13 protein-coding genes are annotated in these 13,800 nt (G+C 60.7%); 3 read left to right on the top strand and 10 right to left on the bottom strand.

The genetic code is table 11. The features are described 5' to 3' along the window. Nucleotides 1-91 precede the first annotated feature (91 nt). The 3 genes from ACF6ZU_RS01270 to ACF6ZU_RS01260 all read right to left on the bottom strand — a co-directional run bounded on the left by ACF6ZU_RS01270 (nucleotide 92) and on the right by ACF6ZU_RS01260 (nucleotide 3,684). Complete coding sequence (locus ACF6ZU_RS01270; RefSeq protein WP_392890115.1) at nucleotides 92-1,135, bottom strand: methyl-accepting chemotaxis protein; 1,044 nt, start codon at nucleotides 1,133-1,135, stop codon at nucleotides 92-94. A 183-nt stretch (nucleotides 1,136-1,318) separates the two neighbouring features. Next, nucleotides 1,319-2,659 (bottom strand): DHA2 family efflux MFS transporter permease subunit, encoded by a 1,341-nt coding sequence (locus ACF6ZU_RS01265; protein WP_392893995.1) that lies wholly within the window; start codon nucleotides 2,657-2,659, stop codon nucleotides 1,319-1,321. A 176-nt stretch (nucleotides 2,660-2,835) separates the two neighbouring features. After that, nucleotides 2,836-3,684: a type 1 glutamine amidotransferase domain-containing protein gene (locus ACF6ZU_RS01260; protein ID WP_392890113.1), complete on the bottom strand. Its 849-nt coding sequence runs from the start codon at nucleotides 3,682-3,684 to the stop codon at nucleotides 2,836-2,838. Between the two features lie 102 nt (nucleotides 3,685-3,786). Here ACF6ZU_RS01260 and ACF6ZU_RS01255 point away from each other — a divergent pair, with 102 nt between their 5' ends. Beyond that, a complete protein-coding gene (locus ACF6ZU_RS01255; RefSeq protein ID WP_392890111.1) occupies nucleotides 3,787-4,710 on the top strand; it encodes a LysR family transcriptional regulator in 924 nt (307 codons plus the stop codon). Between the two features lie 145 nt (nucleotides 4,711-4,855). On the opposite strand, the gene ACF6ZU_RS01250 is transcribed toward ACF6ZU_RS01255, so the two are convergent. Beyond that, nucleotides 4,856-5,341, bottom strand: a complete 486-nt coding sequence (locus tag ACF6ZU_RS01250) for a flavin reductase family protein (protein ID WP_056740501.1) — start codon at nucleotides 5,339-5,341, stop codon at nucleotides 4,856-4,858. A 323-nt stretch (nucleotides 5,342-5,664) separates the two neighbouring features. On the opposite strand from ACF6ZU_RS01250, the gene ACF6ZU_RS01245 reads away from it, so the two are divergent. Continuing rightward, nucleotides 5,665-7,071 carry a purine-cytosine permease family protein gene (locus ACF6ZU_RS01245; protein WP_392890109.1) on the top strand — a complete coding sequence of 469 codons (1,407 nt, stop codon included), beginning with the start codon at nucleotides 5,665-5,667 and terminating at the stop codon, nucleotides 7,069-7,071. A 306-nt stretch (nucleotides 7,072-7,377) separates the two neighbouring features. Here the strand turns inward: ACF6ZU_RS01245 and ACF6ZU_RS01240 are convergent, their stop codons facing one another. From ACF6ZU_RS01240 to ribBA, 5 genes are all read right to left on the bottom strand, one after another. Beyond that, nucleotides 7,378-8,532 (bottom strand): ABC transporter ATP-binding protein, encoded by a 1,155-nt coding sequence (locus ACF6ZU_RS01240; protein WP_392890108.1) that lies wholly within the window; start codon nucleotides 8,530-8,532, stop codon nucleotides 7,378-7,380. 17 nt (nucleotides 8,533-8,549) lie between these two features. Beyond that, complete coding sequence (locus tag ACF6ZU_RS01235; RefSeq protein WP_201190478.1) at nucleotides 8,550-9,359, bottom strand: ABC transporter permease; 810 nt, start codon at nucleotides 9,357-9,359, stop codon at nucleotides 8,550-8,552. Between the two features lie 6 nt (nucleotides 9,360-9,365). Further along, nucleotides 9,366-10,307: an ABC transporter permease gene (locus ACF6ZU_RS01230; RefSeq protein ID WP_392893993.1), complete on the bottom strand. Its 942-nt coding sequence runs from the start codon at nucleotides 10,305-10,307 to the stop codon at nucleotides 9,366-9,368. Next, a complete protein-coding gene (locus tag ACF6ZU_RS01225; RefSeq protein ID WP_392890105.1) occupies nucleotides 10,304-11,329 on the bottom strand; it encodes an ABC transporter substrate-binding protein in 1,026 nt (341 codons plus the stop codon). Before ACF6ZU_RS01225 ends, ACF6ZU_RS01230 begins: the two co-directional genes overlap by 4 nt. 306 nt (nucleotides 11,330-11,635) lie before the next feature. Beyond that, entirely contained in the window at nucleotides 11,636-12,745 is a 1,110-nt protein-coding gene (ribBA, locus tag ACF6ZU_RS01220; RefSeq protein WP_392890103.1) for a bifunctional 3,4-dihydroxy-2-butanone-4-phosphate synthase/GTP cyclohydrolase II, read from the bottom strand. 70 nt (nucleotides 12,746-12,815) lie between these two features. Here ribBA and ACF6ZU_RS01215 point away from each other — a divergent pair, with 70 nt between their 5' ends. Next, entirely contained in the window at nucleotides 12,816-13,112 is a 297-nt protein-coding gene (locus ACF6ZU_RS01215) for a DUF1330 domain-containing protein (protein WP_392890102.1), read from the top strand. Nucleotides 13,113-13,234: 122 nt separating this feature from the next. Here the strand turns inward: ACF6ZU_RS01215 and ACF6ZU_RS01210 are convergent, their stop codons facing one another. Further along, a complete protein-coding gene (locus tag ACF6ZU_RS01210) occupies nucleotides 13,235-13,798 on the bottom strand; it encodes an NUDIX hydrolase (RefSeq protein ID WP_090185190.1) in 564 nt (187 codons plus the stop codon). Nucleotides 13,799-13,800 lie beyond the last annotated feature (2 nt).

Raw genomic sequence — 13,800 nt, 5'->3', positions numbered from 1 at the left:
GGACGGCTCCGTTAAGTCGTCACCTACCTTCAGGCGCAGTACAAACAGCATGACTGTAGGAGCGGCCCTTAAGGGTTATCTGTCGGGCAACTCACCCATCAACCGACGGCAACTGCTGCTCGATCACCCCCAGCCACCCCATCCCCGGATAGGTTTCAAACCCCGGCGTCATCGAATAACTCTGGATGACGTTGTTGCTCAGCGTGTTGTACCCGCTTGGTTGTCCGGCTTTGGTCCGCAACTCGATGCTTTCACCCAGAGGGTTCTGGGTGTCGGAGCTGGCGATGATCCTGTGGTTGGCGTCGACCAGCATCACCCGGCTTCGCGAGCGTTCATCGTCGCTCAGGCGGACACCGTTGATGACTGAATCGGTCTGGTTTTTCCAGTCGAAAAAAATCCCGATCACGCCAATGACGGGCGTCTGTTTGCCGGCGCCGCTGCGCACGGCAGCGCTGAAAGCGCAGGTGTGCGCACCGTTAAGCAACGGTTCGGCGGTCACTTCGCCGGCGAAGTACTGGTCGCCCGATGAGTGCCGCACCGCTTGCTTGAACCACGGCGCATCGGCCACGTTGGCACCGATGACGTTGCCGTAGCTGTCCGCGCGGCCGGACGCGATGACGCGCCCGCTGGTGTCGGCCACCCAGATGTCGAGGTACACGGTGTAACTGTCCAGAATGATGCCCAGCCGTTCACTGGCATGGGTGCAGTTCTCCGCGGTCCGGTTCGTCAGCGCATTCACCAGCGAAGCATCGGTGGCCCACCAGCGAACGTCGCAGGTACGCTCATACAGGTTGCGGTCGATGATCTCTATCATGTTCAGCGACAGATCGGCCAGCCGTTGTCCGCGTACGTCAAAGCACATGCCGCGCCCGAGTTCGGTGAGTTCATTGACCGATACTTGCAGGTCTTCGGTCAGCCCGCTGGCGATTTTGGAGATTCGTTCTGAGATGTTCTTGACCTCTTCGGCCACCACCGAAAAACCCAGCCCGGCCTTGCCGGCATGGGCCGCTTCGATCAACGCATTGATGGCCAGCAAGCGAGTCTGGCGCGTGATCATTTGTATATCGCTGACGCCTCGATTCGCGAGCGACTCCACTTCCCGTGAGAGGGTGACGATCCGTTCAGGTTCGATCATTTTGTTCTGCTTCAAAGAGTTAGGGTGGCGGCAGCAGTGACCTGTCAATGAACAAAAAAAATCATGGAACACGGGGCTATGATTGCCCTCTCGATGCGGAAGTCCGGGCTTCCTGTCCAAGGCATCGGCTGATGTCATTGTGCCTTTAATCGGTGTGCAAAAGATTTCCTGGCGCCGCCCCGATCAAGCCCGCTTCAAGACACTTTCCCCGGCATTACGGGGCAATCTGATCACATCCACCAATGCCAACAGCCCCAGCAGCGCCACCCCGATAAACGCAATCCGGAAGTCTCCCACTTGCGCTTGCAGATCATGGTTCTGCACCGACATCGACGCACGCAACAACAAGGCCGCCACCGTCACGCCCATGCCCATGGCCAGTTGGAAAAACATGCTGAACAACGCCGAGGCCTCGCTCATGCGGTCCTTGGGAACGTCGGCGAAGCCGATGGAGTTGTAGCAAGTGAACTGCATGGACCGCGACAAGCCGCCCACGAAAAGCACCGCTGCAATCAACGCAAATGGCGTCTGCTGGGTAAACAACGCGCAGGCCAGGATGGAGATCACCCCGATCACACCGTTGACCAGCAGGACCTTGCGAAAGCCGAAGCGCTGCATGATGGCCGTGGTGAACGGTTTCATCGCCAGGTTGCCGGCGAACACGGTCAGCACCAACAGGCCGGCGTCGACGGGCGACAGGCCGAAGGCGACCTGGAACAGTAGCGGCAGCAGGAATGGCAGGGCGCTGATCGCCAGGCGAAACAGCGATCCACCGAAAATGCTGACGCGAAAGGTGTTGATGGAGACAGTGCCGAGGGGCAGCAGCGGGTTGGGGTGTCGGCGGCAGTGATGCACGGCCCACACCGCGAGTATCACGCCGGCCAGCACCAGTCCGAAACCGGGCAACATGGCGCTGCCGTGCTGGCTGCCCAACCATTCCAGGCCGCCCAGAAGTGCGGCGCAGGCCCCGGCCAAAAGCGCGAATCCTTTGCCGTCGAACTTGCGAACGTTTTCCTCCCGCCCTTCGGGCACCAGCCAGAGCGCGGCCAGCAACGCGAGGGCACCGAGCGGCAGGTTGACGTAGAAGATCCATGGCCATGAGGCGTGGGTGACGATCAGGCCGCCGACCACGGGCCCGAGAATCGGCGCCACCAGGCCGGGCCAGGTGATCACTGCGATCATGTTCACCAGGTCTTTTTTGTCGGTGTTGCGCAACACCGCCAGGCGCCCGACCGGCACCATCAGCGCGCCGCCGATGCCCTGCAGTACGCGGGCCGCGACAAACATCTCGATATTCTGACTGAGCCCGCACAGCAGCGAGGCGAGGGTGAAGACCACGATGGCGCCGGCGAACACCTTGCGCGCACCGAAGCGGTCGGCGATCCAGCTGGACAGCGGAATGAAGATCGCCACCGCCAGAATGTACGCGGTGATGCCCACGTTCATGTCGACCGGGGTGATCCCGAACGCGCTGGCCATGGTCGGCAGCGCGGTGGCGATAACCGTGGCGTCGAGGTTCTCCATGAAAAAGGTCACCGCCACCACCAGCGCGATCAGCCGGGTTTGCAGGCTGAGTTCCGTGCCGGTTGGGACACTTGAATCTGGCGTGGCGGGTGACTTCACCGGTGTGATCCTTTTTTGCGGGCGATTCAAACAGAAAACGTCGCCCTGACTTTTACCATTGCAGAACCCCGGCGTCTCTAGTTCGCGGACTTCAGACGCTCGACGATCGCCTTGCCCACCTCCAGCGCCGAGCCGGGGTTTTGTCCGGTCACCAGTTCGCGGTCAATGACGACGTTGGCGGCCCATGGCGAGGTGTTGCTGCGGTAGACGCCACCGGCCTGTTCCAGCGCCGTCTGTGGGTAGAACTTCATCGCGCCGCCGTTCAACAAACCCTTGGCCAGTTCCTCTTCCTGATTGCTGATGACGGTGAATTTATAGCCGGCGTAGGCCCAGCCTTTGGCCGTGGCCTTGCGGCCGGTTTCGAGTTGCCGGGTGAAAGCGAACGGGTCGGCCAGGGTCGACAGCAGGGCAATCGGGCCGTGGCAGACGAGCGCGGTGGTCTTGCCGTTGTCATGGAAGTTGATCAGCAACTTGCCCAGGGCGGCGCTGTGCAGCAGGTCCTGCATCGGCGCGTGGCCGCCGGGAATGTAGACCGCATCGAAATGCTCGTAACCGATCTGTTCGACCCGCGCCAGGCTGATGACCGGCGACTCGCCCTTCGAGGTGATTTTCAGTTGATCCAGCAAGGCCTTGTGCGCCTGCAACGCGGCCGGGTCATTGTTGAAGTACGACGGGTCGTTGGACGACTGGTCCAGGGTTGGCGCCTTGCCGGTCGGGGTGGCGAAGGTCACCGAGTGCCCGGCGTCGAGCAGCAGTTTCACCGGTTGCATCAGTTCGTTGAGGTAGAAACCGGTGGAGAAAACCTTGTTGTCCTTGAGGTCGAGGTGGTCGGAATCGGACAACACGACCAGGACATTCGCAGCCTGAGCATTGAAGGCGGCAGCAGAAATGGTCATTGCAAGGGCGAGTCGGGCGATAGGGCGCATGGGGCTTCCGGGCAGTGAGTGATCGATTTGAATCACTATATTCATGCCTCTGTGAGCGATAAACTCGCTGCGAAGGAAAGCACTTGTTCTCTGGAGGTAAGGGTGAGCCGACGATTCGATTATCTCGCGGACGTTGAAGTGTTCGTCACTGTGGTGGAAAAAGGTTCGTTGAGCGCAGGGGCGGTGTTCCTTGCGACTACGCCGTCGGTGGTCAGCCGGGCGATTTCACGCCTTGAGGCGCGCCTCGGTGTTCAGTTGTTGCGGCGCACCACCCGGCGTCTGAGCCTGACCGAGGCGGGGCTGCTTTACCTTGAACAATCCCGCGCGGCGTTCGGGTTGATCGATGACGCCGAGCGGACGATCCAGGGCCAGGAAGGCGAGTTGACCGGGCGGGTGCGGTTGAGTGTGCCGACGACCTATGGGCATTACCGGTTGCCGCCCGTACTGAGCCGTTTTGCCCGGCAGTACCCGCAGGTGCGCATCGAGTTGGGCATCAGCAATCGCAATGTGGATCTGGTGGCGGAAGGGTATGACCTGGCGATTCGCCTCGGGCAATTGCCGGACAGTGGAATGATTGGGCGCAAGCTCGAAGACGCGGTTTTGCGTCTGGTCGCCGCGCCGGATTACCTGAGGCGGGCGGGCACGCCGGGCAGTGTCGACGAACTCTCGACGCATGCCTGTTTGCCCTTTGTCATGCCCAGCAGCGGCCGGGTCGGGCCGTGGTTGTTCTGCGAGCATGGGGTTGATCGGGAGTGGATGCCCGAGGCGAATGTTCAGGTGTCTGACGACGTGCTGGGCACGGTGTCCCTGGCCGAACACGGCATGGGAATCTGCCAGACCTACGACTTTATCGTTCGCGAGCGGATTCAAAGTGGGCGCCTGGTGCCGCTGCTTGAACAGTCCGGGGGGCGTTCGCGGCCGTTCTCGGTGATCTACCCGCCCCATCGCCAGTTGTCCGCGGCGGCCCGTGCGCTGATCGACTTCCTCACCCGCGAAGTGGCAGAGCCCGCCATGCCGCCTTTGTAGGAGCCGGTGGACGGACTCTTGTAGGAGCCGGCTTGCCGGCGATCAACAGCAACGCGGTGTGCCAGAACAGCCGCCATCGCCGGCAAGCCGGCTCCTACAGGTTTGGAGGTGTGACAGGTAGAAACGGATTTCTATAGGAGTGGTATCAGGCCAGAACGGGCAGGGCGCCCATCTTGCCGTGGCAGTACACCAGTGGCCCGGCATTCTGTTGTGGCACTATCAGGTTCTTCACCGCGCCGACCATGATCGCGTGGTCGCCGCCTTCGTATTCGCGCCACAACTCGCATTCGATCACCGCCGTGGCATTGGCCAGGATCGGATTGCCCAGCTCGCTCAACGTCCACTCGATCCCTTGCGCCTTGTCCTTGCCTTTGCGCGCGAAAGCATAGGCTTCGCTTTGCTGGCCGCCCGACAGGACGTGGATGGCGAAGCGTTTGTTCTTGATCAGGACAGGGTAGGAGTCGGAGCTGTAATTGGGGCAGAACAGCACCAGCGCAGGATCCATGGACAGCGAACTGAAGGCGCTGGCGGTGAGGCCGACGATTTGTCCATCGTCATCCAGTGTGGTGATCACGGTGACCCCGGACGGAAACGAACCCATCACTTGTTTATAGATGGCGGCATCGATCATGGGACGGTCCTCTGGCGGTGAAGCGGGTTTTTATGGATTTGTAGGTCTGATGGTATACCGTAATACATCGTTTGCAAGGGCTTTTTCAGTTGTCCGATAAACGTGTGCCTTCGGTCTGATAGTCAATGAATACGGGGCTTTTAGCGACTCGATGAAAGGCTTTTTATGCCAGGATGGCAGATCAGATGGGGGTTTAAAGACCGGATCAGCCTTGTGAAAAGTTTGGAATACCATAATATGGCTGGCATCTGAGGGGCGGCCGAAGAGTCCCCCCGGTTTGGCTTCATACAACTATAAGATCAGACAAACTCGAGTTCATGCACATGTCCCAGATGTCCCGGCAAGACCCCCTGATCGAGAATCACACGGTCGATTACGTCCCTCTCGCGGAACGCCATGGGAAGGCCCGCGATCTGTTCACCTTATGGTTCAGTACCAACATTGCACCGCTGCCCATCGTTACCGGAGCCATGGTGGTTCAAGTGTTCCAGCTCGACCTGTTCTGGGGCCTGATGGCGATTGCCCTTGGGCACATGGTCGGCGGGTTGGTGATTGCACTCGCGTCGGCCCAGGGGCCGCGCATGGGTATTCCGCAAATGGTCCAGAGCCGCGGTCAGTTCGGCCGATACGGTGCGCTGCTGATCGTGTTCTTTGCGGCGATCATCTACATCGGTTTCTTCATCTCCAACATCGTCCTGGCCGGCAAGTCGATTGTCGGCATTGCGCCTTCGGTCCCGGTCCCGGCCAGCATCCTCATCGGTGCCCTTAGCGCCACAGCCATCGGGGTGATCGGCTACCGCTTCATTCACACCCTGAACCGCATCGGCACCTGGGTCATGGGCAGCGCGTTGCTCGCCGGTTTCCTTTACATCTTTGCCCACGACCTGCCGGCAGACTTCTTCACCCGCGGCGGTTTCAACCTGTCCGGCTGGCTGGCCACGGTGTCGCTGGGGATCATCTGGCAAATCAGCTTCTCGCCCTATGTGTCGGACTACTCGCGTTACCTGCCGGCGGACATCGGGATTGCCCGCCCATTCTTTGCCACCTACCTTGGGGCGACACTGGGCACCATCCTGTCCTTCACCTTTGGTGCGGTGGCAGTTTTGGCGACGCCGGATGGCACCGAGGCCATGGCCGCGGTGAAGCAGTCCACCGGATGGCTGGGGCCGATCCTGATGGTCCTGTTTCTGCTCAACATCATCAGCCACAACGCCCTGAATCTGTATGGCGCGGTGCTGTCGATCATCACCTCGATCCAGACCTTCGCCAGCCAATGGACGCCGAGCATCAAGTTGCGAGTGGTGTTGTCGAGCATTGTCCTGGCGGGCTGCTGCCTGGTGGCCCTGAGCGCTTCGGCGGATTTCATTTCGCAGTTCATCGGGCTGATTCTGGCGCTGTTGCTGGTGTTGGTGCCGTGGGCTTCGATCAACCTGATCGACTTCTACCTGATCAAGCGCGGCCATTACGATATCGCCTCGATCTTTCGTGCTGACGGTGGGATTTATGGGCGATTCAACCTGCATGCGATCGTTGCGTATTTCATCGGGATTATCGTGCAGCTGCCGTTTGCCAATACGTCGTTGTACGTCGGGCCATATGCCAACCTGGTAGAGGGCGCGGATTTGTCCTGGCTGGTAGGGCTGGTGGTGACTTGCCCGTTGTACTGGTGCCTGGCGACGCGCGGACAGGCACAAGAGAACCGGGCTTCTCGCTTGGGTTTTACTGACTAGTTCTGTTTTGGTTGTCCGAAATGCCCGGCTTTGGCCGGGCATTTTTTTGTGTAGAGATCAACAGACCAGCGCGATCCCCTGTAGGAGCGAGCTTGCTCGCGAAGAACCTCCAGACGACGCGTTTATCCAGGTAACCCGCGTCATCGTCCACGTCCTTCGCGAGCAAGCTCGCTCCTACAATGGATCGGCGTACGGCTTCGGATATACCCAAATCAACAAACAAAAAAAGGCCGCTGCAACCCGACGTTGCAGCGACCTGAGGGTGACTCTGTTTCAGCGCGACTCACACACGCGAGTCGCTAACGATCAATGTGCGCCGGCAGCCTTGTTCAAATCGCTTTCAGCCCATTCGGTGTACACGCACGCATCCGCCGTCGCCCAGCGCACGCGCACCGGATCACCCGTCTTGAGCGGTATGCCCGCCGCGGAGAGCGCTTTAACGGTCATCGACGTTCCGCCCAGGGTTTTCACGGTGCACGTCTGGCTTTCACCGAGGAACAGCACCTCACCCACAATCGCCGACACTTCGTTCCAGCCTGCCGCCAACGGTTCCTGAGCCGCTTGCTCGACACTCAACGCCAGGGCTTTTTCCGGGCGAACCATCAGCAGCACATCCTGGTCGGTGTGCAGCCCGGCGGTCAGGCGAATGGACAGCGACTGGCCTTCAAACGAAGCCACCGCATTCCCCTGAGCCTTGAGCTTGAGGAAGTTCGAGTTGCCGAGGAACGAGGCCACAAACGCATTCGGCGGGTTCTGGTACAGGTCATATCCGCTGCCCAACCCAACGATCTTGCCGTGGCTGAAAATCGCAATGCGCTGCGACAAACGCATGGCCTCTTCCTGATCGTGAGTCACGTAGACGATGGTGATGCCCAGGCGCCGGTGCAGCTGGCGCAACTCATCCTGCAGATCTTCGCGCAGCTTTTTATCGAGTGCACCGAGCGGTTCGTCCATCAGCAGGATGCGCGGTTCATAGACCAGCGCCCGGGCGATGGCGACGCGTTGTTGCTGGCCGCCGGAGAGTTGCGAAGGGCGGCGATGGGCGAACTGTTCGAGTTGAACCAGCTTGAGCATCGCATCGACCCGGCGCTCACGTTCGGCGCTCGCCAGTTTGCGAATCGCCAGCGGGAACGCGATGTTGTCGCGCACCGACAGATGCGGGAACAACGAGTAACGCTGGAACACCATGCCGATGTCGCGCTTGTGCGGCGGCACGTTGACCAGCGACTGGCCGTTGACCAGGATCTCGCCGCTGCTCGGAGATTCGAAACCGGCGAGCATCGACAGCGTCGTACTTTTACCGGAGCCGCTGGAACCGAGGAAGGTGAGGAATTCACCGTCCTTGATGTCGAGCGAGATGTCGTCCACGGCAGCAAACTCGCCGTAGTACTTGTTCAGGTTGCGCAGGCTTACCAGGGGTTGGTCATTTTGCTGCGCGGCATCTTTGATCACTGCACTCATGTCGTACTCCTGGGCGCTCAGGCGCTGATTTCATTGCGCCGGCGAAGGGCGGCGGCGATCACCATGACCAGTACCGAGAGGCCGATCAGCAACGTCGAGGCGACGGCGATCACAGGCGTCAGGTCCTGGCGCAGGGTGGTCCACATTTTGACGGGAAGGGTTTGCAGGGTCGGGCTAGCCATCATCACGCTGAGCACCACTTCGTCCCACGAGACGAGGAAGGCAAACAGAGCGCCGGCCACCATGCCCGGACGGATCGCCGGAAAGGTCACCTTGAACACCGCTTGCAGGCGCGAGGCGCCGCAGATCACCGCCGCGTCTTCGATCGACTGATCGAACAGCTTCAGCGAGTTGATGATCGAGATGATGGTGAACGGCAAGGCGACGATGACGTGGCTGACCACGAAGGCGAACATCGTCCCGGTGTAGCCGAGCTTGAGGAACAGTGCGTACACCGCCACCGCGATGATCACCAGCGGCACAATCATCGGCAGGGTGAACAGGCCGTAGAGCATTTCCCGTCCGGGAAAGCGTCCACGTACCAGGGCAAATGCGGTGGGCAGGCCCAGCGCCACGGCGAAGAACGTCGTCAGCACCGCGACCTTGAGACTGGCCATGGCCGCATTCATCCAGTCGGCATTGGAGAAGAACTGGCCGTACCATTTCAGCGTCCAGCCCGGTGGCGGGAACACCAGCCACTGGGAGGAACCGAACGACAGCAGCACGATGAACACGATCGGCAGCAACAGGAACAACGCGATCAGGCCGGTGGTGAAATACAGGCCGAAGCGCATGCGCCGGCTCATGGCATTGGGGGTCAGGAGCATGACGGCTTACCTCGCGTTGCTGGCGCCAACCGGGGATTCCGGCTGGAGCTTCAGGTAGAAGTAGAACAGCACCAGCGTGATCACGATGAGCAACGCAGCGCCGGCGCTGGCCAGGCCCCAGTTGAGGAACGACTGCACCTGTTGAATGATGAACTCGGGCAGCATCATGTTCTGCGCGCCGCCCAACAGCGCCGGGGTCACGTAGTACCCAAGCGACATCACGAACACCATCAGGCCGCCGGAGAACAGCCCCGGCCGGCACAGCGGCAGGAACACCCGGAAAAAGTTGGTCCACGGGCTCGCGCCGCAAATCGAGCCGGCTTGCAAGATCATCGGGTCGATGGCCTGCATGGTTGCCTGCAACGGCAGCACGATGAACGGGATCATGATGTAGCACATGCCGATCACCACGCCGGTCAGGTTATGCACCATCTCCAGCGGCTGATCGATGATGCCCATGGCCATCAACGCCTTATTGATCACTCCCGAGGCTTGCAGCAGCACCAGCCAGGAATAGGTGCGGGCGAGGAGGCTGGTCCACATCGACAGCAGCACGATGTTGAGGATCCAGCGACCCCAGCCACGGGGCACCAGAGTGATGGCCCAGGCCAGCGGGAAACCCAGCAGCAAGCTGAACAGAGTCACCAGTCCCGCCACCGAAAAGGTATTGAGCAACACCCGGGCATACGCCGAGTTGGCGAACAGTTGTTCGTAGTTGCCAAGGCCCGGAACGGGCTCCAGCACACCCCGCAGCAACAGCCCGATCAGCGGCGCGAGAAAGAACAGGCCGAGGAACAGCAGGGCGGGGATCAGGTTGCTCGAACCGCGCCAGCGCTGGGCCAGGGAGGGGGATTGGTTCATCGCAGCCGCCCGGGAAACCGCGCCGGCAGCGCCCGTGGCGCTCCCGGTCGGCGTGGAGGGGCGGGACGCTGTTGCCGTCATTTTCATTTGACCAGCCATTCGTTCCACCGTGTCGCGATGGCCGGACCGTTCTTGGCCCAGTACGCGAAATCAAGAGTGATTTGATCCTTGGCGTAAGCCGTCGGCAGGTTGGGCGCCAGCACCGAGTCCAGGCGTGCGACGCTGTCGACGTTGACCGGCGCATAAGCCGTCAGGTTCGAGAAGTCGGCCTGTCCTTTGGCGCTGCTGGCGTTGGCCAGGAACTTCATGGCGGCGGCTTTGTTTTTGGTGCCTTTCGGGATGACCAGAATGTCGGCCATGACCAGGTTCTGTTTCCAGCTCACACCGACTGGCGCACCGTCTTCCTGCAAAGCATGAATCCGGCCGTTCCAGAACTGGCCCATGCTCGCTTCACCCGAGGCCAGGAGCTGTTGCGACTGCGCGCCGCCGCCCCACCAGACGATGTCTTTCTTGATGGTGTCGAGTTTTTTGAAGGCGCGATCCAGGTCCAGCGGGTAGAGCTTGTCGGCAGTGACGCCGTCGGCCAGCAGCGCGAGTTCGAGCACGCCAGGGCTCGGCCATTTGTAGAGGGCGCGTTTGCCGGGGTAGGTCTTGGTGTCGAACAGCGCGGACCAGTCTTGAGGTTTGCTGGCGCCGAGCTTGCCTTCGTTGTAGCCGAGGACGAAGGAGAAGAAGAACGAGCCGACACCGTGGTCGGAGACAAATCGCGGATCGATTTTGTCGCGCTGGATGACCGAGAAATCGAGGGGTTCCAGCAAGCCTTCGGACGCGGCGCGCAAGGCAAAATCGGCTTCGACATCGACCACGTCCCACTGCACGTTGCCACTCTCGACCATGGCTTTGAGTTTGCCGTAGTCGGTCGGGCCATCCTGGACCACGGTGATGCCGCTGGCCTTGCTGAACGGATCGGCCCAGGCCTGCTTCTGCGCATCCTGGGTGCTACCGCCCCAGCTGACAAAGTTGACGCTTTCGGCCGCCATCAGCGCCTGGCTGGTAAAGCTCAGCAGTCCCGCAAAAAGTACCGCGGTCGCACGTTTGTTCAACACCATTTTCACGCCCTCAATGTTGTGTTTATGAGCGGGGCTTTTGAGTGCCCGCCTAGTGGGAGCAGTAGGTCCGTCGGGCCAGTGATGGTCGTTCGGTCTATGGAATATCATATTATGGTATTCCAAACTTTGTGCAAGCACTTTGCCTTACCGGCTATCCGCTGACTCGGGTTTTTTTCGCAATCTGTACTGCTGTGAACCCACATTTCTTTGTAGGAGCGAGCCTGCTCGCGAAGCGGTGTGCCATTCACTTTGATGCCGAATGTGCCGCCGTCATCGCGAGCAGGCTCGCTCCTACAGGGGGCGGGATCACTGGGTAAAAGGAATGCTCTCCACCACCTCCAGGTCGTAACCGGTCAGCCCCGCGTATTTCAGCGGCGGGCCCAGATGTCGCAATTTGCCGACCCCCAGGTCCTGCAGAATCTGCGCCCCGGTCCCGACTTCCGAATAGATGCGCGACGGCGAGCGGCTGAATTGCCGTGGCGGCTGGGTCAGCTGCGGCACACGCTCAAGCAGCGCCTGGGATGATTCGTGGTTGGCCAGCACCACCACGACGCCGCGGCCTTCATCCGCCACGCGCTGGAGTGCGGCCCACAGTGTCCAGTTCGGCGGTCCGCTGTATTCGGCGCCGACCAGGTCGCGCAACGGATCGATGACATGCACCCGCACCAGCGTCGGTTCGTCACGACGCAGTTCACCCATGACCATTGCCATGTGGACACCACCGCCGATGTGATCCTCAAAGGTGATCAGACGAAAGGTGCCGTGCACCGTAGGCAGTTCCCGTTCACCGATGCGCTTGACCGTGTGTTCGGTGCTGAGGCGGTAGTGGATCAGGTCGGCGATGGTGCCGATCTTGATCCCGTGCTTGCGCGCGAACACTTCCAGGTCCGGGCGGCGGGCCATGGTGCCGTCATCGTTCATCACCTCGACAATGACGGAGGCAGGGGTGAAGCCGGCCAGTCGCGCCAGGTCGCAACCGGCTTCAGTGTGGCCGGCACGGGTCAACACGCCGCCTTCCCGGGCACGCAATGGAAAGATATGGCCGGGTTGTACAAGGTCGGCGGGACCTGCATCGGCCGCGACTGCTGCCGCGACGGTGCGCGCCCGATCAGCCGCGGAGATGCCGGTGGTCACACCGACGGCGGCTTCGATCGAAACGGTGAAGGCGGTGCTGAATACACTGCCATTGCTGGGCACCATCTGTTCCAGACCGAGGCGCTGGCAGTGGTCGTCAGTCAGCGTCAGGCAGATCAGGCCACGGGCTTCCCGCGCCATGAAGCTGATGGCTTGTGCGGTGCAGCAGTCGGCGGCGAGCAGCAGGTCACCTTCGTTTTCGCGGTCCTCGTCATCCACCAGCAGCACCATCTTGCCGTGCCGATAGTCTTCGATGATTTCTTCGATGCTGTTGAAGGCCATGTTGAACTCTCAATGTTTGATGGAGGTATTTTGTGGTATACCATAATACAAAATAAACCGAGAGGTCACTATGAAGGCGTACTGGATAGCTCACGTGGATGTCACCGATCCCGATCAATACAGCCAATACACCCAACGGGCGCCAGCGGCCTTTGCGTTGTTCGGCGGGCGGATGCTGGCGCGTGGCGGGCGTAGCGAGGCGATGGAAGGGCGGCCGACGCCGCAGCGCAGTGTGGTGATCGAATTTGACTCATACGAACAGGCGCTGGCCTGCTATCGGTCAGCGGAGTATCAAGAGGCGAAAGGGTTTCGCGAGGGCGTAGCAAAGGCAGAGATCATCATCGTCGAAGGCGTGGCACCGCTCTAACAAACACCGCACCACCCTGTAGGAGCCAGCTTGCTGGCGATGGTCGTCAACGATAACGCTTGTTTCCTGAATGAACGCGGCGCTTTCGAGTCCATCGCCAGCAAGCCGGCTCCTACAAGGGTTCAGCGGATAAAGTGAATCTTGCCGGTATCGTCGTTGCCGATGTAGATGCCATACACCCCGGCCTGCCGTTCCTCGATATAGCGTTCAAGGATCTGCCGGATCGCCGGGTAGTAGATGCTGTCCCAGGGAATGTCCTCGGGCGCGAAGAATTTGTAGTCGAGGGTTTCCGGTCCGTATTGCCCGGTGATCTCCAGCGCGATGGCGCGAAAGATGATGTACACCTCGCTGATCTTCGGCACGCTGAAGATCGAATACGGCGAGAGGATTTCCGCGCGAACGCCGCTTTCTTCCCAGACTTCGCGCAGGGCGGCCTGCTCGGTGGTCTCGCCACCTTCCATGAAACCCGCCGGCAGTGTCCAGGTGCCCGGACGCGGTGGAATGGCGCGCTGACACAGCAGGTACTTGCCGTCCTGCTCGATGATGCAGCCAGCAATGATTTTCGGATTGACGTAGTGGATGTAGCCGCAACCGCGGCACATCAGGCGCTCGTGCGTATCGCCCGGCGGCAGCTGCGACTTGAGGTCGTTGCCGCCGCACTTTGGGCAAAAGCTCGGGCTGAACATGA

It is taken from the genome of Pseudomonas migulae, from assembly GCF_043225285.1.
GTDB lineage: Bacteria > Pseudomonadota > Gammaproteobacteria > Pseudomonadales > Pseudomonadaceae > Aquipseudomonas > Aquipseudomonas migulae_C.
Note: the sequence above shows the minus strand (reverse complement) of the source record. Positions and strands in the feature narration are given on the sequence as shown.